The organism is Mycobacterium sp. NGS51, from assembly GCF_059812525.1.
Window position 1 is genome coordinate 158,453 of record NZ_JCALCV010000001.1, and the last position, 25,601, is coordinate 184,053.

The window sequence follows — 25,601 nt, forward strand, 5'->3', positions numbered from 1 at the left end:
CCGAGCCGCTGGCAGCCAACCCGCCTACTCCTCGATAACGCGCGGGGAACGCACGGGACGCGGCGTGGAGCGGCGCGAGGACCGCCGCGGTATCAACGGGATCCGCTCAGCGATATTGCTCAGCGGGTTGACCACCATCGTCAAGGCGATGACGGCCTCCTGCAGGGTCTCGATGGCCGGCTCCAGCGCCTCCATCCCCGGCGTCAGCCGGCTCAGAGTGTCGGCGACATCGGCGAGCTGTTCCAGCGGCCCGTGCCGGGCGGTCAACTTGTCGATCAGACCACCTTGGGCCAGCAACCGGTCAGCCAGCCCATCCTCGGCCAGGACGCGTTCGATCAGACCGTCGTCGGCGACCAGCTGATCCACCAGCCCGCCGGGCTTCAGCGCCCGCTCCAGACCACCGCCCTCTTCAGTCAGCCGGTCCAGCAGCCCGCCGGGGGCGGTCAGCATGTCGACAATCCCGCCGGGGCGCAGCAGCCGGTCCACCGGCCCGTCGGCTGCCAAGGCGCGTCCCAGCGGAGCGTCGTCGTCGAGAAGCCCGGCAATGCGGTTTGCTCGCACGAGCGCGTCATCGATGCCCAGCATGTGAACGACGGCGTTAGACCGGGTTTGCACGCCGGCCTCGCCGATAGTCTGCTTCGCCAGGCCAACCGCCGAGGCCGCAACGCCCAGGCCCGCGTCGGCCGCGGTCAGCCCGACCCGCAGCGGTGCGGTGGCGAGCGTCGCCAGGCTTTTCCCGAGATTCATCCCCCGAGTCTATGCGCGCCGACCTGCGCTGACCCGGGACCGCGCAGATCAAACTGGCAACGCATTCACAGGAACATCACAGCTGCCATGGAGGTTCCGTTCAATGAAGTGCGAGGAGATTAGCGATATGGCATCGGCATCCACAGACGGAACCATCCCCGAGGCTCGAGTCCTTGTCGTCGACGACGAAACCAACATCCTGGAACTCCTCGCAGTGAGCCTCAAATTCCAGGGCTTCGAGGTCCACACCGCCGCCAGCGGGCCCGCAGCCCTTGACTTGGCCCGCGAAGTCAAACCGGACGCGGTGATCCTCGACGTGATGATGCCGGGCATGGATGGCTTCGGGGTGCTGCGTCGTCTGCGCGCCGACGGCATCGATGCGCCCGCGCTGTTTTTGACCGCGCGCGACTCGTTGCAGGACAAGATCGCCGGCCTCACCCTCGGCGGCGACGACTACGTGACCAAACCGTTCAGCCTGGAAGAAGTCGTCGCTCGGTTGCGCGTCATTCTGCGCCGCGCCGGCAAAGGCATCACCGAGGACCGCAACGCCCGACTGACGTTCGCCGACATCGAACTCGACGAGGACACTCACGAGGTGTGGAAGGCTGGCGAGCCGGTGTCGCTGTCACCCACCGAGTTCACGCTGTTGCGCTACTTCGTGATCAACGCCGGCACGGTATTGAGCAAGCCGAAAATCCTCGATCACGTCTGGCGCTATGACTTCGGCGGCGATGTCAATGTCGTCGAGTCCTATGTGTCGTATCTGCGACGCAAGATCGACACCGGCGACAAGCGCCTGCTGCACACATTGCGCGGAGTGGGATATGTGTTGCGCGAGCCGCGATAGCGCGTCGTAGGCGAAGAATACAAGAATGGCCAAACTTCATCGAGGAGCGCTGCCGCTCCGGGTGAGCCTCGTCGCGGCCACCCTGGTGCTGGTAGCGGGTGGCTTGGCGACCTCGGGTATCGCGGTCACGTCGATCCTGCGGCACAGCCTGATCAATCGGGTCGACCAGAACCTGATCGACGCATCCCGAGGTTGGGCACAGGCTCCGCGCCACACGTCATCACGCGCCAACGAACGGCCGAACGCCGATCGCCCGCCCTCAAACTTCTACGTGCGCAGCATTGGCAAGGACGGCCGCACCTGGACGGTGGTCAACGATCGCAACGCCGAACCCGCGCTGCCCAACAACAACGATGTCGGGCCCGAGCCCACCACCATCGGCTCCGTCGACAAATCCGGTGTGCAGTGGCGCGCGGTGTCGGTGCGGGGACCGCTCGGTCGACTGATCACCGTCGCCTATGACCTTTCCGACGTCCAGCACACCGTGCGGTCACTGGTCTGGTTGCAGGTTGGCATCGGCGCGGCGGTGCTATTGGTTCTCGGCATCGCCGGATATGCGGTCGTGCACCGAAGTCTGCGGCCACTGACCGAGGTCGAGCAGACCGCGGCCGCGATCGCGGCCGGCCAGTTGGATCGCCGCGTCCCCGAGCGCAGTTCGCGAACCGAGGTGGGCCGATTGTCCCTGGCGCTCAACGGCATGCTCGCACAGATTCAGCGTGCGGTGGCGTCGTCCGAGTCCTCCGCGGCGAAGGCACGCAGTTCAGAAGATCGGATGCGACGCTTCATCACCGACGCAAGCCACGAACTGCGCACGCCGCTGACCACGATCCGCGGTTTCGCGGAGTTGTACCGCCAGGGCGCGGCGCGCGACCTCGAGATGCTGATGTCGCGGATCGAGAGCGAAGCGAGTCGATTGGGCCTGTTGGTCGAGGATTTGCTGCTGCTTGCCCGATTGGACGCCCAACGCCCCCTCGAGCGTCGCCGGGTGGACCTGCTGGCGCTGGCCAGCGACGCAGTGCACGATGCGCAGGCGATCGCCCCCAAGCGCAACCTCACCATGGATGTGCTCGACGGGCCCGGCACCCCCGAGGTGCTCGGCGACGAGGCCCGGCTGCGCCAGGTCCTGAGCAACTTGGTGACCAATGCGTTGCAGCACACCCCCGAAAGCGCCGACATCACCGTGCGGGTGGGCACCGACGGCGACAACGCGGTGCTCGAGGTCGCCGACGAAGGGCCGGGGATGAGTCAGCAGGATGCGCTGCGCATCTTCGAGCGGTTCTATCGGACCGACTCGTCGCGGGCGCGAACCAGCGGCGGCACCGGGCTGGGCCTGTCGATCGTCGACTCGTTGGTCCATGCCCACGGCGGGTCGGTGACGGTGACTACCGCTCCCGAGGAGGGTTGTCGTTTCCGTGTCAGCTTGCCGCGCATCGCCGACGTGCCGGCACAGGTCAGTTGAGCATCACGTCAGTTCGGCTAGTGCAGCCTTAATTTTGGCCTGCGCCTCATCCAGGGATTGCGGCGACGGGTTGCGATCGACGTTGGCGAAGCCGAAATCGCTGAGCCTGCGGGTCGGGAAGACATGCACGTGGAGGTGCGGAACTTCTAACCCGGCGATGATGACGCCGGACCGCTCGGTGTTGAAGGCTCGGCACACCGCCTTGCCGATCAGCTGCGCCACCGCCATGATGCGGGCGAACGCAGCGCTGTCGACGTCTTGCCAATTGTCGATCTCTGCGCGCGGCACTACCAGCGTGTGCCCCTGCGTCATCGGCTCGATGGTCAAGAACGCGACGACCTCGTCGTCCTCATACACGAACCGTCCCGGAATTTCGCCGTTGATGATTTTGGTGAACACAGTGGCCATACCGACCAGCATATGGGCCGACCGTCGTCGAGTTTGCCCCGACGGTCGCGATCACTGGCTAAGTGCGCCCTCGATCAAACCGGCCAACTCCGTCACCGACCACGGCGGCGAGTCGTGGTGGTCGCGGTATGCGATGAAGGCCGGCGACGGCCGCGGAAACCGGCCGATGAAACCACCTGCGGCGACGAAGATTTCACCGGTCACCTGCGCGGCCAGGTCGCTGGCCAGATAGACATACGTCGACGCGACGTAGTCCGGTGATGCCACGTCCAGCGACCCGCGCATGCTGACCTCGTCCAGCAGACCCCGCCGGTGCAGGTCCCTGATATGAGTCTCGTAGTGCTGCCCGGTGGATAACCGCGTCTTAGCGCCGGGGCACACCACATTGGCCCGGACCCGCTGTTCCTTGAGCTCGGCGGCGATCGCCAGGGTCAAGCTGTTGACCGCGCCTTTGCCGGCGGGATATCCAGTGCCGCCGTAATCACCGAGGAAAGCCATCGAGCTGGTGTTGACGATGCTGCCGCCGCCCTGGGCGGCCATCTTTGGTGCGGCCGCGCGGCAGGTGGCGAACACCGTGCCCACGTGCGCGTCGAGCAGCTCGCGAAATTGCGCTGCGCTGATGTCGAGGATCGACGAACCCGGTGGCTCGGCGATGCCCGCGCAGTTCACCAGGATATCGATGGCGCCGAAATCGTCAATACATCTGTCCACCAACGCTTCTGCAGCCACCGGCTCGGCCGACGAACCCGGGTGAGCCACCGCGCGGCCGCCGTCGGCGGTGATCGCATCGGCAGTGGCCTGAGCGGTGGCGGCATCTCGGCCGTTGACCACCACAGCCGCGCCGTGCTGGGCCAGCAAGCTGGCTACCGCCCTCCCGATACCCCGGGACCCGCCGACCACGACGGCAGCGCGGCCGGCCAGCAGCCGGCTCACTCCGGGGGGCCGAATGTCATCGCGTCGAGGTTCCAGTAGCCGCGCATGTTGGTGATCAGTCCGGTGTCGTTGACCCGGTAGGTGAACACGCCGCGCACCGAACTGGTGATCCCGTTGTCGAACTTGCTGTCCAGCACCAGGATATGGGCGATCTCGTTGGGGGAGCTGGAAGGGAACGTCTCTTCGCAAGTGATCGTCAGCTGGTTGGCGGCGATGTTGGTGTCGTAGAACCCGGTGACCCCGTCCTTGCCCCGCACGCCGGTGCCGTCCGGGTTGGTGATCGCCTTGCCGATCGGGTCCTCGATGACGACGTCGTCGGCCATCAACGCCAACCAGCCCTCCCGGTCATGGGCTTGCACGCAGCGCCACGACGACTGTGACGCAGCCAGCGCCGGCAATTGCTGAACGGTTTCTTCTGACATTCTCACTCCAATCATCAAATGGCACAGGCGGCACGGGCGCCGTCCTCGGTTGCCTTGCGGATTAGTCCCAGCCCGGTGCAGTCGCCGGCGGCATGTACCTCAGTGTCGGGCATGGCAGCCACCACCGCGTCGAACAAGGCGGTGTCGGACTCGGGTGTTCCTGCTACGACGACGGTGTCGGCAGCCAACTGGCGGGTTGTGCCGCCCGCCGGAGTGAAGACCACCGCGTCGTCAGCGATGCGTTCGACGGCCGCTCGGACGTGCACGGTGACTCCGAGGCGGTCGAGACGATCCATGTGTTCGGTTTTGCGCTTGCTGCCCACCTCCGGGGCAATGGCTTTGCCGGATTCGAGAATCGACACGAAACGTCCTCTTTTTGCCAGGAATTCGGCGAGTTCGAGGGCGACCAGGTCACCTCCGATGATTGCGACGCGCCGTCCCATCGGCATCCATGCGCGGGTGGCGAATCGGACTGCTTTCGGCGACACCAGCCGCGGTGTCCATTTGGCCAGCAACTGGCGCAACGTCGGTCCGGTCTGCACGTGTGGGAGGTGATCGCCTGGGATCGCCGGGACGACGATGCGGCCGCCGGTGGCCACCACCACCGCGTCCGGTTTCAACTCGACGACGTCGGTTATCGACGCAGCTTGGCCCAGCACCACTTTGGTGTCGCTGATCCTGATCTCGTCGCGCAGGTATCGCAGAAACGGCTCGTTCTCCGGATGCAGGATCGCTGCCCAGCGCAGCGCGCCACCCAGTTGCCCAGCGCGCTCGAACAGCGTGACACGATGTCCCCGTGCGGATGCGACGCGCGCGGCTTCCAAGCCGGCGGGACCGCCGCCGATCACCACCACCCGCTTGGCGTGCCCGGCCGGCTTGGCCGCCAAGTCACGTTCCTTGCCGGTACGCGGATTGACCGCGCAGTCGACCGAAAACCGCTGTTCCATGGCGTCGATGCAGTTCTCACACGAGATACATCTGCGAATGCGGCGCGCCTGGCCCATCCGGAGCTTTCGCGGCAGCTCTGCGTCGGCGAGCAGTGGCCGTCCCATTGCAATGAAATCGGCGCGGCCCTCGGACAGGATTTTCTCGGCGCGCACCGGGTCGTGGATGCGGCCGACCGCGATCACCGGCACGTCGACCACCTCCTTGACCGCGGCGGCGGCGCCCACGTTGAGTTCGTCGCCGTCGTCGGCGCCGTTGACCATCTGGGTGACGAGCCGGTCGATCACCCCGCCGCTGACATGGAAGGCGTCCACTCCGGCCGTTACCAATTCCGGTGCCACCTGCGCGGTTTCGTGGATCGGACGGCCGCCGGCCACCCGCTCGTATCCAGAGATCCGCAGCGTGATCGGCAATGCGTCGCCGACCTCGGAGCGGATTGCGACCAATGTTTCCAGCACGATCCGGATTCGGCCGCGAACCGAGTCGCCGCGATAGTCGTCGGTGCGCCGATTACGCTGCGGCGCAAGGAACGACCCCAGCAACATGTAACCGTGCGCAGCGTGCAGTTCAATGCCGTCGTAGCCGGCTTCGGCGGCGCGACGCACTGCAGCCTTGAACAGGTCGAGTACTTCGGTGAGCTGTCGTGTGCTGATCTCCTCCGAGGGCCGTCCGGTCAGATACGACGGGATCACCGACGGGCCCAAAGAGGTCACCCGGTGCATTTCCGGGCCCAAGCCGTCGGGTCCGGCGTGCACGATCTGCGGCTGGATCTTGGCGCCGTGTTCGTGCACCGCGTCCACCAACTTGCGGTGCGCATCGACCGCGGCGTCGGTGCCCAAATGCAAGCCGCCCGGTGTTTCCGGATGCCGATGGTCAACCCCGGTGGCTCCCACCGTGATCAGGCCGATCCCACCTTGCGCGCGCGCGGCAAAATAGTCGCAGCTGCGCTGTGACGGCAGCCCATCAGGTGTGCCGTACATCGTCTCCATCGGCGACATCACCAGCCGGTTGCGCAGCGTCATGGCACCGATGCGCCCCGGCTGAAGGAGGTTCGGAAACTCTTTCACCTGCTGAAGCGGCCCGCGAACGCGCGCAGCGGTAGATCGGCGCTGGTGACGATGCCGGGTGGCGCGTCGACAACCGCTCGGATCGCGTTGAGCGCCGGCAGCCCGGTCACCGTCATGCCGATCGCCGCGAACGCGTCAGACGACGAGAAGTCGGTTCCCGGCTTGGGCAAGATCAGATGCTTGCTGTAGATACACGGATCACCCTGGATCTTGGTGATGTAGCAGCCCTGAATGTCCCAGTGCGGGTCGGTGTGCGGCGTCATCTGCCATTCCAGATGCAATTCCACCCGAGGCACTCCGTCGCGGATGCCGACGTACTGGAATGCCGCGCCGCCGACGGACCCGGCCGGCAACTGGTACCAGCCCAGATCCACATCCTTGGTGCAGGCGCCTAACTCGAAGTTGAACCTGACCTCGTCGAGCGTGATGTCGAGACAGTCGGCCATCAGCCGCACCCCGTCCTCGAACACCCGGGTGCCCACCTCCAGCAGCCGCGGAACCTCCGGATCGCCGACCGGCCGGCCGAAACCGCAATTCGCCCACGTCGGAGCCGAGTGGTGACACGACACGTCCACCGATTCGATGCAGGTAACGTTCTCGATGTCGGCCACGTCGGCGCTGTGCACGATCGTAAGGATCTGCGCCAGACCAGGGTTCATCCCGGTGCCGTAGAACGTGGCGTTCCCGCGCACACATGCCGCCTGCAGCACCTCGGACTCGCTGCGTCCGTCCGGCAAGCGGTGGTTGGTGTCGCGGTGATAGCCCGTGACCCAGTCCGCTGTGGTGACGATGTTGATCCCGCCCGCCAGCACCTGCTCGTAGAGCGAAAAATCCGGCCATACGCCGTGGAAGGTGACGCAATCCGGCCGAGCGGCGATGATGTCGTCGACCGTTGCGGTGGCAGTCACCCCGATCGGCTCGATACCGGCGATTTCCCCGGCGTCACGCCCCACCTTGTCTGGCGAATAGCAATGCAGTCCAACCAGTTCCAGATCGGGATGACGGGCGATTCGTTTGACCATCTCGGTTCCGACGTTTCCGGACGCCACCTGGAACACCCGCAGCGGGCCGGTCATGTGGCTACCGATCGTCGTCGGTGTAGCGGATGACGCCGCGAATGTTCTTGCCGTCCAGCATGTCCTGGTAGCCGTCGTTGATCTGCTCCAGTTTGTACTGTCGGGTGATCATGTCGTCGAGGTTGAGCTTGCCCACTTTGTACATCGACAGCAGCTGCGGGATGTCGAACTGGGGGTTGCCGCCGCCGAAAATGGTCCCCTGCAAGTTCTTTTGCATCAGCGACAACATCGCCAGGTTCAGCGTCACCTGGGTGTCCAGCAGGCTGCCGATCGCGGTCAGCACACAGGTGCCGCCTTTGGCGGTGACGTTCAGGTAGTTGTCGACGTCGGCGCCGTGCAGTTCGCCGACGGTGATGATCACCTTCTTGGCCATCAAGCCGGCGGTGACCTCCATGATGCCCAGCAGCGCGGCTTCGATGTCCGGATAGACATGGGTGGCACCGAATTTCAGCGCCTGGTCGCGCTTCCACTCCACCGGGTCGACCGCGAAGATGTAGCGGGCACCGGCGTTGACCGCACCCTGCAGCGCTGCCATGCCGACGCCGCCGATACCGACGATCGCGACGTCGTCGCCGGGGCGGATGTCGGCGGTCCGGGTTGCCGAACCGTAGCCGGTAGTCACACCGCAGCCCACCAGGCAGGCCACTTCGAACGGGATCGACGGGTCGATCTTCACCACCGAGCTTCTGTGCACCACCATGTACGGCGAGAACGTCCCCAGCAGCGTCATCGGGTAGACATCTTGGCCGCGGGCCTGAACGCGGAAGCTGCCGTCGGTCACCGATGCACCGTTCAGCAGCCCGGCACCCAGATCACAAAGGTTGCGCATGCCGGCCTGACAGGTTGGACACTTCCCGCAGGACGGGATGAAGGACAGCACCACGTGGTCGCCGACCGCGAAGTCTTCGACGCCCTCGCCCACTTCGACCACAATGCCCGCGCCCTCGTGGCCGCCGAGCACCGGGAATCCGGCCATCGGGATGCCGCCCGTCACCAGGTGGTGGTCGGAGTGGCACATCCCCGACGCTTCCATCTGGATTTTGACTTCGTCCTTGCGCGGGTCGCCGATCTCGATTTCCTCGACCGACCACGGCTGGTTGAACTCCCAGAGCAGCGCGCCCTTTGTTTTCACCGCGAACCTGCTTTCAGCTTGTTTGTCAGGACTCGAGCGTCAGCGTAGTGACGTGGCTCACCACAGCGGTACCGGGGTCTTTCCAAGCGGGTAGTAGCCGGGCAGCTTCTCACCGGCCAGGCTGCGCTCGATCCGCTTCTGCATGCCCGCCGACAGCTTGCCCGCCTTCATCAAGTCCATGTACAGCGTCTGGACATGGCCGAAGTCGAAGAAGTCGCGCTGCCACTCGATGAGTTTGTCGGCGCCCAGCCGAAACCAGCTGCCGCCGATGCCGTAAATCTCCTGTTGACCGCCGTCGCCGTCGACCACCACTTGTTTCCAGAAACCGACGATCTCACCCTGCTGGTCGTCGATGATCACCTTTTGATACGGGTACTGCCAGTTCTCCAGACCCTCCATCTCCAGGCCGAGCGCGATCTCGCGGATCTCGTCGATCCCGACGCACATCACGTCCTCTTTCGGGCCGATATTCCAGCCGTAGGTCGCTTCGGGGGCGTAGAAATCTGCCAGCGGCTGCCAGTCGCCTGACTCCTCGCAGTCCTTGTTGGCCTGAAGCCAGGCCTGCACCCACTGTTCGAGTTCAGCGCGGGAAAATCCGGCCACCGTTATTCTCCTGTCTCGTGGATCGATAGGGCTTGGGTCGGGCAGGCCCACACGGCTTGCTCGATTTGTCGGCGGGCCGCTTCGGGCGGCTCGTCGTCAAGGATTTCGACTTGTCCGCGTTTGGGCACCCGGAAGTAGTCGGGGGCCTCCAGTTCGCACATCGCGTGTCCCTGGCACAAGTCGAGGTCGGCCTTCACGTGATAGCCCATCGTCAGTCCCCGGCGCGGCGGCGGTAGCGCACTTTGCCAGGTTGGGCCAGCTGCACCACCATTTTGGAATGGTCGTTGCGGTAGCTATCCGACGGCTGGGCCATCTCGAACTCATACTCGCGCAACAACACCGAGAAGATGGCCTTGATTTGCATAGTGGCGAATGCCGCCCCCACGCACCGATGTCGTCCTGCGCCGAACGGAATCCAGGTCCAGCGGTTGATCAGATCTTCCTGGCGTGGCTCGTCATAACGTTCGGGCACGAAGTCGTTCGGGTCGGGGAAGTCCTCGGGGATCCGGTTGGAGATGGCCGGTGAGGCGGCAACAAAATCGCCTCGGTGAACCGGGTGGCCTTCCACCTCGAATTCGCCCTGAGCCACTCGCATCAGGATGATCAGCGGCGGATGCAGCCGCAATGTCTCCTTCAGCACGTTCTCCAGCCGCGGAATCTGGCGCAGCGCATGAAAACTCACCGATTGGCCGTCGGCGTAGAGTTCGCCGAGTTCCTTGATCACGTCGGCGTAGACAGCCGGGTGGCGCATCAACTCGATCAGCGTCCACGACGCGGTACCCGAGCTGGTGTGGTGACCGGCGAACATCAGCGAGATGAACATCCCGGTGACCTCGTCGGCGGAAAACCGCGGGTTGCCGTCGTCGTCCTTGATGGACACCAGCACGTCGAGCATGTCCCGATCCGCTTTGTCGGCAGGCGGATTGGCCATTCGGCCGTTCATGATCTCCTGAACCAGCGCCACCAAGCCTATTCGAGCCTCGTCGCGCAGACGGAAGCTGTCGATCGGCAGGTACGGATCGACGTAACACAACGGGTCGGTGCCACGTTCGAGTTCGTGGTAGAGGTGGGCGAACCTGGAGTCGAGTTGCTCGCGGAACTTCGGACCGATCAGACAGGCGGTCGAGGTGTAGATGGTCAGCTCGGCGAAGAAGTCCAGCAGATCGATCTCTCCGCTGTCACCCCAGTTCTGGATCATCCGACGCACTTCGCGCTCGATGGTGACGGCATGGCTTTTCATGTGTTCGCCGCGCAGCGCGGAGTTATGCAGCATCTCTTTTCGCCGCTCGGGGCTGGCGTCGAACACCACGCCTTTGCCGAAGATCGGTGTCATGAACGGATACGCCTCGGCCTGGTCGAGGTCGTCGTCGCTGGACCGGAAGAAGAACTCGTTGGCCTCCGCGCCGGAGAGCAACACCACCTGCTTGCCGGCCAACTGGAACCAGCCGACGTCGCCGCATTCGTCGCGGACGCGTTGCATCAGCCCGATCGGATCGGTGCGGAACTCCTCGAGGTGGCCGTGCTCCTCCTGGCCGCCGGATACACGTGGAACGTCTTTGAGCTCTTGGCTGGTCACGGTTCCTCCGGGTACTTCAGTTGCTGGCGTTCGACGGGCGCGCTGGACAGCGGCGCCTCGGGTTGAATCTCCATCGATGTGACGAACCCACCTCGCGGTGTTTCGGCGACGAACGCGATTGCGCGGGCCAGGTCAGCCGGACGCAGGAAGTAGTCGTGGCGGGCTTGGCCCCATTTGGCCCAGTCCTCCAGCATCGGCCCGATCGATTCGGGTGGCAGGCTCCAGCCCATGCCGGTCTTCGTCGGGCCCGGGTGCACGATCGAGGCGCGCACCCCGGTGCCCTCCAGTTCCATCTGCAGGTTGGTCACCATGGCCAGCAACGCTGCCTTGGCCGCTCCGTAGGCGCCCATGTGCGGACGCTGGCGCAGCGCGACGTCGGACCCGACGAAAATCAGATCGCCGCGCTGGCGTTCCAACATTCCAGGCAGCACCGCGGTGGCCAACCGATTGGCGCCGATGAGGTGGATCTGCACCTGCGATTCGAAGACGTCGGTGCTGATCTCATCCAGCCGGCCGAAGAAGGTGTCACCGGCGCCGGTGACCAGCAGCTCGATGTCGCCGAGCTGTTCGGTCGCTTGGTGGACGAAGCCCTTGACCGACTCGGGCTCGGTGACGTCGAGGTGCAGCGCGACGGCTTCTCCGCCTTGTGCCCGGATCTCGTCGACCAGTTCCTGGCATTTCTCGACACGGCGGGCGCCCAGCGCTACCGGGAAGCCGCGACCGGCGAGCTCGATAGCGGTGGCGGCGCCGATGCCGGACGATGCACCGGCGACGATGGCGGGCCGACGTGTCGGATGGGGTTGGAAGCGAGGCATTTACATGGTCTCCACGGTGATCGGCAGACAGGCGAATCCGCGTACGTTGCTGGAGTGGACGCGCACGGCGTTCGCCTCGTCCACCTGATAGCCGCTGATCCGGTTCAACAGTTCGGTAAGTGCTACTCGCGCCTCCATCCGGGCCAGATGTGCGCCCAGGCAGAAGTGCGCGCCGCTGCCGAAACTGACCAGCTTGGAGCCGATCTCGCGGCCGATGTGGTACTCGTCGGGCTGGTCGAAAACCCGGTCGTCACGGTTGGCCGAACCCGGCAGCAGCAGCAGCACATCGCCTTCGGTCAGCGTGGTGTCGTACAGCGTGAACTCATGAGCCACACTGCGGGCCAGGATTTGACTCGAGGTGTCGTAGCGCAGTGTTTCTTCAACCCACAGCGGGATTTTCGAATGGTCGGAGTAGACGCTCGCCAGCTGGTCAGGATTCTTGAAACCCCAATACGCGGCGTTGGCCAGCAATTTGGTCGTTGTCTCGTTGCCGGCGACCACCATCAAGAACAGGAAAGCCATGATCTCCTGGTCGCTGAGGCGGTCCCCGTCGATCTCGGCTTCCAGTAGTGCCGAGGTCAAGTCCTGCGATGGCTTCTTGCGACGCTGGGCGACCATGTCGGCGTAGTAGACCATCAGATCGGCCGATGCTTGGATCGCCGATGCCGGGACATCGGCCAGACCGTCGTCGCGGTGCATCACGCCGTCGGCCAGCTCGCGGATGCGGGCACGGTCCGGTTCGGGCACGCCCATCAGTTCGGAGATGACATCCATCGGCAGCTTGCCGGCGAATTCGGCGACGAAGTCGAAGCTTTCGGACTGCAACGCGGTGTCGAGGTGCATGCGCGCCAGCTCGATCACCCGCGGTTCGAGTTCACGGATCCGGCGCGGGGTGAACCCCTTCGACACCAGCGTGCGCAGCCGTAGATGGCCGGGATCGTCCATCGCCAGAAACGACATCACCTTGTGCGCGTCGGGGGTGCGTGAAACCGGATCCAGCGACACGCCATAGCTATTCGACAGCGCGGTGCTGTTGCGGAAGCCCTGTAGCACATCGCCGTGGCGCGACAACGCCCAGAAGTTCAGCACGTCGTTGCGGTACAGCGGAGCTTCGTCCCGGAGTCGTCGGTAGTAGGGGTACGGATCTTCGTGGAAGTCGTAGTCGTAGGGATCGAGCACCAACTCGGGCGTCTCGACAGTCATGAGCTTTCTCCCAGGATCAGACCCACCACGTAGGCCAGCCGATCGGCGATCTGGTGGTAGGTGAAGGCGCCGCTGCCGGCGTTGACCAGCGCGCCGAAGAAAGTCATCTCGAGTGCCGAAACCGTGCGGGGATCGGCATCCGGGCCGATCGCCGACGTGATGCGGCGATGGATCTCCGCGCCGATGCGATCGCGCACGGTACGGACCGCAGCGTCGGCGCCGCCGCCGAGCAGCGCCGTCGTGCATGCCGCCGCGACTTCGGGCTCGTCGGCGACGACCAACGCCAGATGCCGCAGCGCCTTGTCCACCCGCACCGGCATCGGATCGTTGACATCGGTGAAGTAGGGCACCTGACGCACCAGGTCGAGGTAGACCTCGGCGATCAGATGGTTCTTCGACGAGAAGTACGTGTACGCCGTCGCCGGGGCCACTTTGGCCCGCGCGGCCACCGCGCGGACGGTCAAATCGGCGTAGGACTTCTCTCGCAGGACTTCGACCCCGGCGGCCAAGACCTTGCGGAACGTTTCTTCTTGCCGACGGTTGCGCGGCGTCTCCCCAGACTGGCGGTCACGATCCGGCGTGATCGCTACCACTGCATCGCTGGACACTTGTCCAAGTTATCCGATGGACGCGCCATCAGGCAAGCCCGTGCAGTAAAACCGCTGCATAGCGCGCTGCAGGGCCGCGGCGCGATCGCCGCGCCCAGCCGACCCTTGCACCCTGCGCAGCCGGACCGCTATGGTTCGACTGGATTATTCCGGACAACTGTCCACCGTAGAAGGCGGTATTAAACGATGGCATTACTGGCCGACGGCGTCAGCGCTCTGCTCATCGACGGCAAGTTGGCGCCCGGCAGCGCCGGCACCTTCCCGACCATCAACCCGGCCACCGAGGAATTGTTGGGAACGGCGGCCGACGGCAATGCCGACGACATGGGCCGAGCCGTCGAGGCGGCGCGCCGCGCCTTCGACGAGACCGATTGGTCACGCAATACCGAGTTGCGCGTGCGGTGCGTGCGCCAATTGCGCGACGCGATGCGCGAACACGTCGAGCAACTGCGTGACATCACGATGGCCGAGGTCGGGGCGCCGCGCATGCTCACCTCCAGCGCCCAACTCGAAGGACCGGTCGACGACCTCGCATTCAGCGCGGACACCGCCGAGTCCTACCCGTGGCACCAGGATCTCGGCGAGGCGTCTCCAATGGGCATCCCCACCCGCCGCACGATCGCGCGGGAAGCGGTCGGCGTGGTCGGCGCCATCACTCCGTGGAACTTCCCGCACCAGATCAACCTCGCCAAGCTTGGGCCGGCGCTGGCCGCGGGCAACACCGTCGTGTTGAAGCCTGCCCCCGACACCCCATGGTGCGCAGCGGTATTGGGAGAACTCATCATCGAGCACACCGACTTTCCGCCCGGTGTGGTCAACATCGTCACCTCCAGCGACCACAGCGTCGGTGCGCTGTTGGCGAAAGACCCGCGGGTGGACATGGTTACGTTCACCGGTTCGACCGCCACCGGCCGCAGCGTGATGGCTGACGCTGCCGCCACCATCAAGAAGGCCTTCCTGGAACTGGGCGGCAAATCGGCGTTTGTCGTGCTCGACGACGCCGACATGGCCGGCGCCGCTTCGGTGTCGGCGTTCTCGGCCTGCATGCATGCCGGGCAGGGCTGCGCGATCACCACCCGGCTGGTGGTGCCGCGAGCCCGCTACGACGAGGCGGTCGCCATCGCGGCGGGCACCATGTCGTCGATCAAGCCCGGCGATCCGACCGATCCGGGGACCGTCTGCGGTCCGCTGATTTCGGCACGCCAGCGCGACCGGGTACAAAGCTACCTGGATCTGGCTGTGGCAGAAGGCGGTTCGTTCGCGTGCGGTGGCAGCCGACCGGCAGACAGGACCGCCGGCTTTTTTATCGAGCCGACGGTGATCACCGGGCTGGGCAACGACGCACGGGTGGCGCGCGAGGAGATTTTCGGGCCGGTGCTCACCGTCATCGCCCACGACGGCGACGACGACGCGGTGCGGATCGCCAACGACTCGCCATATGGACTGTCGGGCACCGTGGTCAGCGCCGACCCGGACCGCGCCGTCGCGGTGGCATCGCGCCTGCGGGTCGGCACGGTCACCGTCAACGGCGGTGTCTGGTACTCGGCCGATGCACCGTTCGGCGGCTACAAGCAGTCCGGTAACGGCCGCGAGATGGGCCTGGCGGGCTTCGAGGAGTATCTCGAGACCAAGCTCGTTGCAACAGGAATCTGACTTGATAAGTGGCCACTCGGCCGAAGGGAAGACAATGAGATTCGAGAACAAAGTGGCCATCGTCACCGGCTCCGGTGGCGGCATCGGTCAGGCGTATGCCGAGGCGCTGGCGCGTGAAGGTGCAGCGGTTGTCGTGGCCGACATCAATGCCGAGGCCGCCGAGGGCGTGGCCAAGCAGATCACCGCCGACGGCGGCACAGCCATCAGCATTCCCGTCGACGTTTCCGACCCCGTTTCGGCCAAGGCGATGGCCGACCGCACGCTGTCCGAGCTCGGCGGTATCGACTACCTGGTAAACAACGCCGCGATATTCGGGGGCATGAAGCTGGATTTCCTGCTCACCATTGATCCCGAGTACTACAAGAAGTTCATGAGCGTCAACCTCGACGGCGCCCTGTGGTGCACCCGTGCGGTGTACAAGAAGATGGCCAAGCGCGGTGGCGGCGCAATCATCAACCAATCGTCCACCGCTGCCTGGCTGTACTCGAACTTCTACGGCCTGGCCAAGGTGGGTATCAATGGCTTGACGCAGCAACTTTCGCGGGAACTGGGCGGACAGAACATCCGGATCAACGCCATTGCGCCGGGCCCCATCGACACCGAGGCCAACCGGACCACGACTCCCAAAGAGATCGTCGACGATATCGTCAAGGGCCTCCCGCTGTCTCGGATGGGAACTCCCGATGATCTGGTCGGCATGTGCCTGTTCCTGTTATCCGACCAGGCCTCCTGGATCACCGGCCAGATCTTCAATGTCGACGGCGGACAGATTTTCCGATCATGAGCCGCGCCGGCGACGATGCAGAGCGGAGCGATGAGAAGGAGCGGCGCCATGAGCGCTGATGTGAAGCTGGGCTACATCGGGCTGGGCAACATGGGGGCGCCGATGGCCAAGCGGCTGGTCGACTGGCCCGGCGGGCTCACGGTCTTTGACGTGCGGGCCGAAGCGATGACACCGCTGGCCGAGGCCGGCGCCACATTGGCCGACAGCGTGGCCGACATCGCGGCCGCCGATCTCATCAGCGTCACCGTGCTCAACGACGAGCAGGTCCGCGAGGTCGTCGCCGAGCTGGCTGCCAACGCAAAGCCGGGTACCGTCATCGCGATCCACTCGACGATCAGTGACACAACAGCTGTCGAATTGGCCGAAGAGCTGAAGCCGCAAGACATTCACATCGTCGACGCCCCGGTCAGTGGTGGCGCTGGTGCCGCCGAGAAGGGCGAACTGGCCACCATGGTGGGCGCCGAACGCGAGGTGTACGAGCGGATCAAACCGGCGTTCAAGCAATGGGCATCAATGGTCATCCACGCCGGGAAGCCGGGTGCGGGCACCCGAATGAAGCTGGCCCGCAACATGTTGACGTTCACCTCTTACGCTGCCGTAGGCGAAGCGTGGAAGCTAGCCGAGGCCAGCGGCCTGAACTTGCAGGATCTCGGCAAGGTGGTACGCCACACCGACAAGCTGACCGGCGGTCCCGGGGCGATCATGTATCGCGACGACACGATAACTCTTGACCCGGACCACTTCCTCTACGAGGGTTTTCTCCATACTCGCGGGCTCGGGGAAAAGGATCTGGGCCTCGCGCTGGCGTTAGGCACGGCGTTGTCGGTCCACTTACCACTGGCCGAGTTGGCACTTGAGCAACTGGCGGTGGGTCTTGGAGTACCGCACGTACAGAAAGAGACGTAATGGACGAGTTACGCCGCAAGGGCCTTGAGAAGATGAACGAGGTTTACGGCTGGGAAATGCCCAACATCGAGGGCGACGCGTACTTCGATCTGACCGTCGATCACTTGTTCGGCAGCATCTGGACCCGGCCCGGATTGTCGATGCGCGACAAGCGCATCATGACGCTGACGGCGGTCACCGCAATCGGAAGCCGCGACCTGGCCGAGATCCAGATCAACGCCGCACTGCTCAATGAAGAGCTCACCGAGACCGAACTGAAGGAGATGGCGGTCTTTTTGACTCACTATCTCGGATTCCCGCTGGGTTCGGGGCTCAACGGCGCGGTCGACACCATCGTGGCAAAGCGCAAGAAGGCCGCCGCCAAAGGCGCCTCCGAGGACAAAAAGGCCAACGTCGACGACGCGGTGCGGATGCACCAGGGAAAGGGCTAACCCGGCACCGTCGCGCCCACCCAGCGGCGCAGATATCGGCGCAACTCGCCGTCGCGCCGGGGCGGACGTCCGGGATCGATCACGAACGACTGAATGATCCGCAGCAGGTGCTCGCCCAGTTCGGTCAAGTCGTCGTCGGTCAAACCCGCTGCGGCCCAATCGACATCGAATCGCCGCAACATCGAGTCGGCGAATTGCAGCGCCACCTCCGAGGTGACATCAGCGGTGAATGCGTTGCCACGGTCGCGGGCGAGCAGTAGGCCGATGTGTTTGTCGCTGGGTAGCCACTCCAGGGCGGTGGCGATTCCTTCGGTTACCGCGTCCACCGGGTCGGTGATGCCCGACAAGTGCGCCGCCAACCGGTCCAGAAAGCCGGTCGCCGCCTCGGTGGCCGCCGCGACCAGCAGCGCGTCGGTGCTCGGAAAGTAGCGGTAGACGGTTTGTCGCGTCACACCCAGCGTGCGGGCCACATCGGCGATGCTGATGTCGGCGCCGCGCGCATCGATGGCCTGGCTCGCTGCGGCCAGGATCCGCGCGACGGCCTCCTCGTCGCTAGTCGGGGCTGCGCCGCCCCAGCCGTGCGTGCGCACTAGCCGTGATAGGAGACGCGCAGATCCTTGACGCCGTTGATCCAGCCGGACCGAAGCCGTTGGGGCTCTGCCAGTTTGGTGATATCCGGTATCTGGTTGGCGATCTCGTCGAAAATCAGCCGAATCTCCATGCGGGCCAGGCTTGCGCCGATGCAGTAGTGCGTTCCTTGTCCGCCGAATGCCAGATGCGGGTTGGGGTTGCGCAGAACGTTGAACTCAAACGGCTTGTCGAAGACGTCTTCGTCGTAGTTGGCCGAGCTGTAGAACAGGCCGACACGCTGACCCTGTTTGATCGCCACGCCGCCAATCTCGGTGTCCACTTTGGCGGTGCGCTGGAAACAATGCACGGGCGTCGCCCAGCGCACGATCTCGTCGACCGCGGCTTCGGGCCGGTCGCGCTTGAAGATCTCCCACTGTTCCGGGTTTTCGGCAAAGGCATTGATCCCGTGCGTCATGGCGTTACGAGTGGTCTCGTTCCCGGCCACCGCCAGCAGGATCACGAAGAACGCGAACTCCGTTTCGCCCAACGACTCCCCATCGACGTCGGCCTCGATCAACTTGGTGACGATGTCGTCGGCCGGGCAGCGCCGGCGCTCCTCGGCCATCGTGTAGGCGTAGCCCATCAGCTCGGCGTTGGCCATCGTGTAATCAGTTTCGAAGTCCGGGTCGTCGGTGTTCATGATCGCATTGGTCCAGTGGAACAACTTTTCCCGATCGTCTTCGGGGACCCCGATCAGATCCGCGATCGCAAGCAACGGTAGTTCCATCGCGATGTCGTCGACGAAGTTGCCGCTGTCCTTCTCGGCGGCGGTCTTGACGATGTCGTGGGCCGCCGAGGCCAGCTTCTCCTCCAGGACCGCGACCGCCCGCGGGGTGAACAACCGAGAGACCAGCTTGCGCAGCCGGGTGTGCTCCGGTGGGTCGTGGTTGATCAGCAGCGCCTTGGTGAGCTCCAACTGGTCGCGCGTCGTGCCGTCGGGTAGCCGCATCACGGCACCGTTCACATTGGTTGACCAGACATCGTTGTCCCGGGAGATGTCCTTGATGTGCTGGTGCTTGCTGATCACCCAATAGCCGCCGTCGTCGAAGATCGTCGCGCCGGGCGGCTGCTCGTTCCACCACACCGGCGCGGTCTTGCGCAGCTGGGCGAACTCGGCGATCGGGATCCCGCGCAGCAGGACGTCCGGATCCGTGAAGTCGAAGCTGGCCCCGAACGGACAGGCACTTTGTGTCGTGGTCACCTGGCACCACCCTTCTTGCGTGACGTGAACCACATTTGTACTAGACCATACACTCGAGCGTCAAGTGTATGGCCATCGGATTCCGGTCGGGCGGGTCCATGTCACTCGGCTAAGGTGAGCTTTCGTGCGTGTCCTGGTGATCGGTTCAGGTGCCCGTGAACATGCGCTGCTCTTGGCGCTCCGCGACGACCCCGAGGTTGACGCGCTGGCCATTGCGCCGGGCAACGCCGGTACCGCTGCGCTGGCCGACCAGCACCAGGTCGACATCCTTTCCAGCGACGACGTCGTCGCGCTGGCCCGGCAGGTTGCGGCCGACCTGGTGGTTATTGGCCCGGAGGTTCCACTGGTGCTCGGGGTGGCCGACACCCTGCGTGACGCGGGCATCGCCTGTTTCGGCCCCAGCAAGAACGCGGCCCGGATCGAGGGCTCGAAGGCCTTCGCCAAAGACGTGATGGCTGCCGCCGGCGTGCGCACGGCTTCGAGTGAGATCGTGGATAACCCCGCGCATTTGGATGCGGCACTGGATCGGTTCGGGCCGACGGCCGGCAACCAAGCCTGGGTTGTCAAAGACGACCGGTTGGCGGCCGGTAAAGGCGTAGTGGTCACGGCGGACCGCAGCATCGCGCGCGCCCACGCCGCCGGGCTGCTGGAGGCCGGGCACCCGGTGCTACTGGAGTCCTACCTGGACGGCCCCGAGGTTTCGCTGTTCTGCGTGGTCGACGGCACAACCGTGGTCCCGTTGCTGGCCGCGCAAGACTTCAAACGAGTCGGTGACGGCGATACCGGGCCCAACACCGGCGGCATGGGCGCTTATGCGCCGCTGCCGTGGCTGTCCGACGACGTTTACCGCGATATGGTCAACCGTATCGTGGAACCCGTTGCGGCGGAACTAGTCCGGCGTGGAAGCCCCTTCACGGGATTGTTGTACGCCGGTCTGGCGATCACCGCGAACGGGCCCGCGGTGATCGAGTTCAATTGCCGCTTCGGGGATCCGGAGACGCAATCGGTGCTGGCGCTGCTGGAATCACCGTTGGGGCAACTGCTCTATGCGGCAGCCACCGGTGAGCTGGCTGGCTTCGAGGAACTGCGCTGGCGGGATGGTGCGGCGGTGACGGTGGTGTTGGCAGCGGAGAATTATCCGGGCCGGCCGCGGGTCGGCGACGTCATCGTCGGGGCGGACGCCGACGGCGTGTTGCATGCCGGAACGGCCCGCCGCGACGACGGCGCGGTGGTCTCGTCGGGTGGCCGGGTTCTTTCGGTCGTGCGCACCGGCGCCGACCTGGACGCCGCACGCGCAGCCGTCTACGCCACCTTGGGTTCAATTCGGTTGCCCGGCGGTCACTTTCGCACCGACATCGGTCTTGCCGCCGCGGAAGGGAAGATTTGGGTCTAGCACTACTTCGCGCGCGCGGCGGCCAACGTGAAGTGACGTGGTCTTCGGGTCGGCGAGGTGACGAGGATCGAGTACAACGGGAACCAACCCAAGCTGACGCTGGCGACCTATCGCAACCGGCTGCATGTCATCCGTCGAATGCCGCGGGTCCGCATCGGCGGCACCACTGTGGTAGCTGCGAAGGCCGTTGAGTCCTTGCGGCTAAGAGCCCGTTGCGTCCGGATGGGTAGGTCCATGCGTCTGCGATGCCACTCGAAGGTCATGCCCGATCCTAGACCTGCATCACGCAGAGAGGGCTCGTGACGGCCTTGGCCCGCTTTGGGCAGAGTCGATTTACATGCCCAACTTCATCCCGGCGCCGCCGTCAACAAAAAGCTGTTGGCCTGTGACATAACGGGATTCATCCGACGCGAGGTAGACCACGGCGTGTGAAACGTCCTCGGGTTCAATGTAAGGGATCGGCATCGCTTGCAGGATCGGGAAGACAACTTCGGCGTCCTCGCGGGTCGGCTCCGTCAGGTCGGGGCGGAAGACGCGATACATCGGCAGGTTGTGCAGCATGTCGGTGTTGACGCTGGTCGGATGCACGGCGTTGACCCGGATCTGGTGCGGCGCCATCGTCAGCGCCAGCGCCTTGGTGTACTCGCGGACCATCTTCTTTGCCATGCCGTATCCGGCTCCCCCGGGCCCCTGGGGCCCACCACCTGAAGCGAGGTCCTTCTGCTCGACCAATCCGGCAATCGACCCGGTGACGATGACCGACCCGCCGGCCGTCAGATGGTCCAGGCTCAGGTGCGCGGTGTTGACGACCCCGACGAAGTCGACATCGAAGGCGTCGACAAATCCCCGGAAGGGAATGTGCTTGCCTTGAGGGCAGATTCCGGCATTGGCGACCACGACGTGCAGACCACCGAGTTGGGCCACGGCGTCATCGAGGGCGACTTTCAGCGCCGCTCGATCCCGGACGTCGACCGCCGCCGTCACCACTCGTTGCCCGGACTTTTCAATCAGCTTGGCGGTCTCGTCGAGATCGGCGGGTGTCGCCAGGGGGTATTCGTTAGAGTCGATGTCAGCGCAGATGTCAAGGGCGATGATGTCGGCACCCTCGTCGGCGAGGTGCACGGCATGGCTGCGGCCCTGGCCGCGGCCCGCACCGGTGATGACGGCGACTTTGCCCTTCAGGCGATTCATGTACCCTCCATGCGGTCCGTCTGCGTATTGCGAAGCGATCGTTGGATAATAGAACACTCAGTGTTAATCTGTCATGCGCGGAGTCAAGGGGAGCAATGGTGCTGCGTCGTGATGCGGTGTCCCTCGACGGTCGGGTAGCTGTGGTGACCGGCGGAGGGGCTGGTATCGGGCGTGCGATCGCTGCCACCTTCGCGGAATTTGGCGCACGAGTGGCGATCTGGGAGCGGAGCGAGCCGTCCGCAACTTCGGTTGCCGACGAGATCGATGGGCTCGCATGTGTCACCGACGTGCGAGATCACGACCAGGTCGACGCCGCGCTGGCCCAAACGATAGAAAAGCTCGGGGTTCCCAGCATTTTGGTGAACAACGCGGGCGGCGTGTTCTGCTCGGGGGTGCTGGACACCTCGCCCAACGGATGCGAGTCGCTGATCCGGATCAACCTCACGCAGGTGCTGCTATGCACCCAGCGCGTAGCACGGGCGATGGTTGACGCCGCAGTAAATGGGAGCATCATCAACGTCAGCACCATCGAAGCCGTGCGCGCGGCGCCGGATTCGCGGCCTACGCGGCGGCAAAGGCGGGCGTCGTCAACTTCACCAAAACCGCCGCGTTGGAGCTAGCGCCGCACGGCATCCGGGTCAACTGCTTGGCGCCAGACTTCACGTTGACGGAGAGCCTGGCCACGATGGCGCCAGCCGGGGCGGAGAACGCCAAGCTGATGGTCCCGCTCGGACGCGCAGGCCACGTCGACGAGATGGCCAGTGCCGCGGTTTTCCTGGCCGGCGGGTTGAGCTCGTATGTCACCGGCCAAACCTTGCACGTGGATGGTGGTACTGCCGCCGCCGGTGGCTGGTATCACCACCCTGACGGGGAACATTACATTTTGGGCAACGCAACGCCTGTCAACCGCCAAGCCAACTAGATCGGCAGGGCCGGATCACATAACCGTGCGGCTGTCATGCCCCATCGCCGCCGGCTCGCGTTGGAACTCCCGCACCATCGCTTGGATTACATACGACGCTGCCAACCGGCCGTCGCGGGCGAACACCTTGCCGTCGCCTTGCACCAGGCCTTGGCCCGACCAGAACGCGCGATTCGTGTACAGCAGCCATTCGGTGATATCGACATCGTCGTGAAACGCGATGGTGGCCTTCATGATTCCGGTCGACAAGCTCCGGTGAGCCCGGGCTTCGCCGAATCCATGATGCGGCAACATCCCCGCAGCAATCGTCCAATGCGTGGTCGACTGAGCCAGCAGCGCAGCGTGCAGGTAGCGCTCAGTCGGCGCGTCGCGGTACCGCGCCCAGGCGTTGATCTCGGGTGGGCCGACGCGGTCGGGATCGGGATCGTAGGCCGCATCGACCACCCGGATGTCTCGTCCGGTCATCCCGAATCCCGCAAACGGGACGGCCGCATCGGGTCCGGGAACCTCGGGCATCGCGACAGCGCCGCGGATCACGTCGGGCGCGCCCGAGTCGCACAGCAGGATGGCGGCGCCGCATAGGGAGCCGTGCTGAGACACCCTGACTTCCGCTGTGGAGAAGGTCCCGCCCCGGCGCAGTACCTCGACCGCGACATCGACGGGTGCGCCGAACGAGGCGGCTTTGGTGAAGATCATCGACGCCGACGTGACCCGCTGCTGCGGGACAGCTTTCGATGTGGCGACGATGGCTTCGGCCAATAACTGCCCGCCTTCCACCACGTCACGGTGGGTCGGCCCGTGAGCAGGCCCGACAAATCGCCGATCATCGATCTGCTCGACGTCGACGAGCCGCAACAATTCGGAGGCGTCGCCCCAGAGCGGGAATTTCGCCGCAACCTCGGTGCCGTCGGGCCAGCGTTCCCGCAACACGACTCGAAGCGCGTCGTCGTAAAACGACACGTGTCCCGCGATGCCGGCGACCTCCGGCAGGGGAGAGCGATATGTCCACACCACGTTCGGCATCGCCGGTCCGGCACCCGTCAGGCTCCAATACGACGCTCGGCCCTTGAACGGGCATACGGTGGTGTGCTCCGTCGCGGTGAACAACGCCCAGTTGACGGAGGGCTCTGGAAAGTACAGCCGGTCAACATGATCGGTTTCGGTGACGACGAGACAATTCTCGCTTTCAGCCAGCAGGCGGTCGCCGAGCCAGACCTGCCCGACATGCGCGCACGGTGCAATCCCGATTCGGTAGTCGGGATGCGACGGCCACGCCGACTTGACCTGCGTAGTCATCGAATGGGCCTCCTATCGAGTGCGGGCCGACCGGCTATGCTAGCCCTTCCGGTGGCGCCAGTGTCCAGGACAGTGGTCGTCGCCGCAGCCTAGTCGCTGGCCGGAAGGGGTTTGGCCTCTTTGAGATTCAGCGGCGACTCACCGACGGTGAGGGTTCCCGCGCCCGCCTTGGTGACCAACACCTCGGCGCATGTCTCATCGGTGTAACGCTTACCCATCACCGTTCCAGACGAATATCGAGGATCCAGTTCGCCGCAGCGCGCGGCCCCGATCGGCACCATCGGTGCGCCGCCACAACGCAGATCGCTCAGGCTTTCTGCGCTCCGGACAACGATGACTTGTGTGTCGTCGACCTGGCTCTGTAGGCGGGTGCCGTTCTTGATCACTATTGTGCCCCTTTCCTCTCACGCGACGAGCAAGGTCATGGGCGCATCGGGGCGGATGGCGATTTGACGACGATGTGCTCCAGACCGATGTCGGGGTAATCGGCGGCGCTGGCATAGATCCCGGCCAAGACATCGGCGACGCCCTCGGGGGTCATCAGGTTCTGTTGGACCAGGCCCCGCGCGATCCACTCGCCCGACACACTGCCCAACAGGTTGGGATCGAACGCCGAGGTGAACTCTGTCGGAACGGTGCCGCTGACTTCCACGCAGCTGAACCGGTAGCCCGGTTTCTCCAGTCGCCACGAGGCGAGCAGCCGTTCCAGTGCCGCCTTGCTGGTCGAGTAAGCGCCAAGGCCGATGTGCGGGGCGCGAATTGAGTCCGACGACAACACGGCGACAATCGCCGCTGGGCTCAGCAAAGGAAAGCAGGCCCGGATCACTTCGTGAACGCCAATCGCATTGGTCTGCAAGACTTCCAGCAGGTCTTGCTCGGTGGTGTCTGCGAACATCTTCAGCGGCGCATAGCCGGCTGAGATCAGCAGCAGATCGATTTGGCCAAGCGCCTCGCCAGCCGCCTCGGCGACCCGAAGGCAGTCTGATGGTAGGCAGATGTCCATGACTACCGCAGATCCGCCGCCGGCCTGCTGAATGACTTCGGTGAGGCGATCCTGCCGCCGGGCCGCGACGACGAGCCGGGCACCCTCTTTGCCGGCCCTGACCGCGAACGCCCGGCCGATGCCGGCGGACGCGCCGACCACGACCACCCTTTTTCCTGCCAGGGATCGTTCACCCATCAGGATCCCCTTCTGCCACAGCGCGCTGCGCTGTCACGACGCCCGTCTCGTCGAAAGCCCGGCGCACTGCCGCGATGGCGGTGTCCATATCTGCCGAACCGTTGTCAGCGGCGACCAACCGTCCGTCGATGAGCAATCGTTCTTCGCGCCAAACGCGTGACATGGATCTCCTG

Annotated in this window: 27 protein-coding genes and 1 pseudogene; 8 read left to right on the forward strand and 20 right to left on the reverse strand. The window is 64.8% G+C overall.

Annotation, left to right across the window (positions count from 1 at the left end):
* Nucleotides 1-24: 24 nt before the first annotated feature.
* Nucleotides 25-747 (reverse strand): hypothetical protein, encoded by a 723-nt coding sequence (locus tag AC5Y5W_RS00830; RefSeq protein WP_500008612.1) that lies wholly within the window; start codon nucleotides 745-747, stop codon nucleotides 25-27.
* Nucleotides 748-874: 127 nt separating this feature from the next.
* On the opposite strand from AC5Y5W_RS00830, the gene AC5Y5W_RS00835 reads away from it, so the two are divergent.
* Both AC5Y5W_RS00835 and AC5Y5W_RS00840 read left to right on the forward strand, forming a co-directional pair.
* Complete coding sequence (locus AC5Y5W_RS00835; protein WP_500008613.1) at nucleotides 875-1,594, forward strand: response regulator transcription factor; 720 nt, start codon at nucleotides 875-877, stop codon at nucleotides 1,592-1,594.
* Nucleotides 1,595-1,619: 25 nt separating this feature from the next.
* Nucleotides 1,620-3,053 carry a sensor histidine kinase gene (locus AC5Y5W_RS00840; protein ID WP_500008614.1) on the forward strand — a complete coding sequence of 478 codons (1,434 nt, stop codon included), beginning with the start codon at nucleotides 1,620-1,622 and terminating at the stop codon, nucleotides 3,051-3,053.
* Nucleotides 3,054-3,056: 3 nt separating this feature from the next.
* Here AC5Y5W_RS00840 and AC5Y5W_RS00845 read toward each other — a convergent pair whose 3' ends face one another.
* From AC5Y5W_RS00845 to AC5Y5W_RS00900, 12 genes are read right to left on the reverse strand one after another with little or no spacing between them, the layout of a single operon-like run.
* Nucleotides 3,057-3,461, reverse strand: a complete 405-nt coding sequence (locus AC5Y5W_RS00845; RefSeq protein ID WP_500008615.1) for an HIT family protein — start codon at nucleotides 3,459-3,461, stop codon at nucleotides 3,057-3,059.
* Between the two features lie 51 nt (nucleotides 3,462-3,512).
* Nucleotides 3,513-4,394 carry an SDR family NAD(P)-dependent oxidoreductase gene (locus tag AC5Y5W_RS00850; protein ID WP_500008616.1) on the reverse strand — a complete coding sequence of 294 codons (882 nt, stop codon included), beginning with the start codon at nucleotides 4,392-4,394 and terminating at the stop codon, nucleotides 3,513-3,515.
* Nucleotides 4,391-4,816 carry a ketosteroid isomerase family protein gene (locus AC5Y5W_RS00855; RefSeq protein WP_500008617.1) on the reverse strand — a complete coding sequence of 142 codons (426 nt, stop codon included), beginning with the start codon at nucleotides 4,814-4,816 and terminating at the stop codon, nucleotides 4,391-4,393. Before AC5Y5W_RS00855 ends, AC5Y5W_RS00850 begins: the two co-directional genes overlap by 4 nt.
* Nucleotides 4,817-4,830: 14 nt before the next feature.
* Nucleotides 4,831-6,828: an oxidoreductase gene (locus AC5Y5W_RS00860; protein ID WP_500008618.1), complete on the reverse strand. Its 1,998-nt coding sequence runs from the start codon at nucleotides 6,826-6,828 to the stop codon at nucleotides 4,831-4,833.
* Entirely contained in the window at nucleotides 6,825-7,904 is a 1,080-nt protein-coding gene (locus tag AC5Y5W_RS00865) for an NAD(P)H-dependent amine dehydrogenase family protein (RefSeq protein WP_500008619.1), read from the reverse strand. Before AC5Y5W_RS00865 ends, AC5Y5W_RS00860 begins: the two co-directional genes overlap by 4 nt.
* Nucleotides 7,905-7,908: 4 nt before the next feature.
* Nucleotides 7,909-9,036 carry an NDMA-dependent alcohol dehydrogenase gene (locus tag AC5Y5W_RS00870; RefSeq protein WP_500008620.1) on the reverse strand — a complete coding sequence of 376 codons (1,128 nt, stop codon included), beginning with the start codon at nucleotides 9,034-9,036 and terminating at the stop codon, nucleotides 7,909-7,911.
* A 57-nt stretch (nucleotides 9,037-9,093) separates the two neighbouring features.
* The gene (locus AC5Y5W_RS00875; RefSeq protein WP_500008621.1) at nucleotides 9,094-9,639 is read right to left on the reverse strand and encodes a Cif family virulence factor; all 546 of its coding nucleotides are present in this window, start codon (nucleotides 9,637-9,639) and stop codon (nucleotides 9,094-9,096) included.
* A 2-nt stretch (nucleotides 9,640-9,641) separates the two neighbouring features.
* Nucleotides 9,642-9,848 (reverse strand): ferredoxin Fdx, encoded by a 207-nt coding sequence (fdx, locus tag AC5Y5W_RS00880; RefSeq protein WP_500008622.1) that lies wholly within the window; start codon nucleotides 9,846-9,848, stop codon nucleotides 9,642-9,644.
* 2 nt (nucleotides 9,849-9,850) lie between these two features.
* A complete protein-coding gene (cyp51, locus tag AC5Y5W_RS00885) occupies nucleotides 9,851-11,215 on the reverse strand; it encodes a lanosterol 14-alpha demethylase (protein WP_500008623.1) in 1,365 nt (454 codons plus the stop codon).
* The gene (locus AC5Y5W_RS00890) at nucleotides 11,212-12,030 is read right to left on the reverse strand and encodes an SDR family oxidoreductase (protein ID WP_500008624.1); all 819 of its coding nucleotides are present in this window, start codon (nucleotides 12,028-12,030) and stop codon (nucleotides 11,212-11,214) included. The genes cyp51 and AC5Y5W_RS00890 overlap by 4 nt, the downstream gene beginning before the upstream one ends.
* Nucleotides 12,031-13,233: a cytochrome P450 gene (locus tag AC5Y5W_RS00895; protein WP_500008625.1), complete on the reverse strand. Its 1,203-nt coding sequence runs from the start codon at nucleotides 13,231-13,233 to the stop codon at nucleotides 12,031-12,033.
* Complete coding sequence (locus tag AC5Y5W_RS00900) at nucleotides 13,230-13,841, reverse strand: TetR family transcriptional regulator (protein ID WP_500008626.1); 612 nt, start codon at nucleotides 13,839-13,841, stop codon at nucleotides 13,230-13,232. The genes AC5Y5W_RS00895 and AC5Y5W_RS00900 overlap by 4 nt, the downstream gene beginning before the upstream one ends.
* Nucleotides 13,842-14,027: 186 nt before the next feature.
* Between AC5Y5W_RS00900 and AC5Y5W_RS00905 the strand changes: the two genes are divergently transcribed.
* From AC5Y5W_RS00905 to AC5Y5W_RS00920, 4 genes are read left to right on the forward strand one after another with little or no spacing between them, the layout of a single operon-like run.
* The gene (locus tag AC5Y5W_RS00905; protein WP_500008627.1) at nucleotides 14,028-15,494 is read left to right on the forward strand and encodes an aldehyde dehydrogenase; all 1,467 of its coding nucleotides are present in this window, start codon (nucleotides 14,028-14,030) and stop codon (nucleotides 15,492-15,494) included.
* Nucleotides 15,495-15,528: 34 nt separating this feature from the next.
* On the forward strand, nucleotides 15,529-16,278 hold the full coding sequence (locus tag AC5Y5W_RS00910; RefSeq protein WP_500008628.1) for an SDR family oxidoreductase: 750 nt from the start codon (nucleotides 15,529-15,531) through the stop codon (nucleotides 16,276-16,278).
* A gap of 48 nt (nucleotides 16,279-16,326) precedes the next feature.
* Entirely contained in the window at nucleotides 16,327-17,184 is an 858-nt protein-coding gene (locus tag AC5Y5W_RS00915; protein ID WP_500008629.1) for an NAD(P)-dependent oxidoreductase, read from the forward strand.
* Nucleotides 17,184-17,615 (forward strand): carboxymuconolactone decarboxylase family protein, encoded by a 432-nt coding sequence (locus AC5Y5W_RS00920; protein WP_500008630.1) that lies wholly within the window; start codon nucleotides 17,184-17,186, stop codon nucleotides 17,613-17,615. Before AC5Y5W_RS00915 ends, AC5Y5W_RS00920 begins: the two co-directional genes overlap by 1 nt.
* On the opposite strand, the gene AC5Y5W_RS00925 is transcribed toward AC5Y5W_RS00920, so the two are convergent.
* Complete coding sequence (locus AC5Y5W_RS00925) at nucleotides 17,612-18,205, reverse strand: TetR/AcrR family transcriptional regulator (protein WP_500008631.1); 594 nt, start codon at nucleotides 18,203-18,205, stop codon at nucleotides 17,612-17,614. The genes AC5Y5W_RS00920 and AC5Y5W_RS00925 overlap by 4 nt on opposite strands.
* Nucleotides 18,205-19,446, reverse strand: coding sequence for a cytochrome P450 (locus tag AC5Y5W_RS00930; RefSeq protein ID WP_500008632.1), 1,242 nt, complete (start codon nucleotides 19,444-19,446; stop codon nucleotides 18,205-18,207). The genes AC5Y5W_RS00925 and AC5Y5W_RS00930 overlap by 1 nt, the downstream gene beginning before the upstream one ends.
* Before the next feature lie 124 nt (nucleotides 19,447-19,570).
* On the opposite strand from AC5Y5W_RS00930, the gene purD reads away from it, so the two are divergent.
* Complete coding sequence (purD, locus tag AC5Y5W_RS00935; protein WP_500008633.1) at nucleotides 19,571-20,839, forward strand: phosphoribosylamine--glycine ligase; 1,269 nt, start codon at nucleotides 19,571-19,573, stop codon at nucleotides 20,837-20,839.
* Between the two features lie 333 nt (nucleotides 20,840-21,172).
* On the opposite strand, the gene AC5Y5W_RS00940 is transcribed toward purD, so the two are convergent.
* On the reverse strand, nucleotides 21,173-22,030 hold the full coding sequence (locus AC5Y5W_RS00940; protein ID WP_500008634.1) for a mycofactocin-coupled SDR family oxidoreductase: 858 nt from the start codon (nucleotides 22,028-22,030) through the stop codon (nucleotides 21,173-21,175).
* Between the two features lie 95 nt (nucleotides 22,031-22,125).
* Between AC5Y5W_RS00940 and AC5Y5W_RS00945 the strand changes: the two are divergent.
* Nucleotides 22,126-22,952, forward strand: a pseudogene (locus AC5Y5W_RS00945) (SDR family NAD(P)-dependent oxidoreductase).
* A 15-nt stretch (nucleotides 22,953-22,967) separates the two neighbouring features.
* Here AC5Y5W_RS00945 and AC5Y5W_RS00950 read toward each other — a convergent pair.
* The 4 genes from AC5Y5W_RS00950 to AC5Y5W_RS00965 all read right to left on the reverse strand — a co-directional run bounded on the left by AC5Y5W_RS00950 (nucleotide 22,968) and on the right by AC5Y5W_RS00965 (nucleotide 25,591).
* Nucleotides 22,968-24,248 carry a DUF427 domain-containing protein gene (locus AC5Y5W_RS00950; protein ID WP_500008635.1) on the reverse strand — a complete coding sequence of 427 codons (1,281 nt, stop codon included), beginning with the start codon at nucleotides 24,246-24,248 and terminating at the stop codon, nucleotides 22,968-22,970.
* A gap of 89 nt (nucleotides 24,249-24,337) precedes the next feature.
* On the reverse strand, nucleotides 24,338-24,634 hold the full coding sequence (locus tag AC5Y5W_RS00955; RefSeq protein ID WP_500008636.1) for a hypothetical protein: 297 nt from the start codon (nucleotides 24,632-24,634) through the stop codon (nucleotides 24,338-24,340).
* 35 nt (nucleotides 24,635-24,669) lie between these two features.
* Nucleotides 24,670-25,428: an SDR family NAD(P)-dependent oxidoreductase gene (locus AC5Y5W_RS00960; RefSeq protein ID WP_500008637.1), complete on the reverse strand. Its 759-nt coding sequence runs from the start codon at nucleotides 25,426-25,428 to the stop codon at nucleotides 24,670-24,672.
* Complete coding sequence (locus tag AC5Y5W_RS00965; RefSeq protein ID WP_500008638.1) at nucleotides 25,421-25,591, reverse strand: hypothetical protein; 171 nt, start codon at nucleotides 25,589-25,591, stop codon at nucleotides 25,421-25,423. Before AC5Y5W_RS00965 ends, AC5Y5W_RS00960 begins: the two co-directional genes overlap by 8 nt.
* Nucleotides 25,592-25,601: the final 10 nt, after the last annotated feature.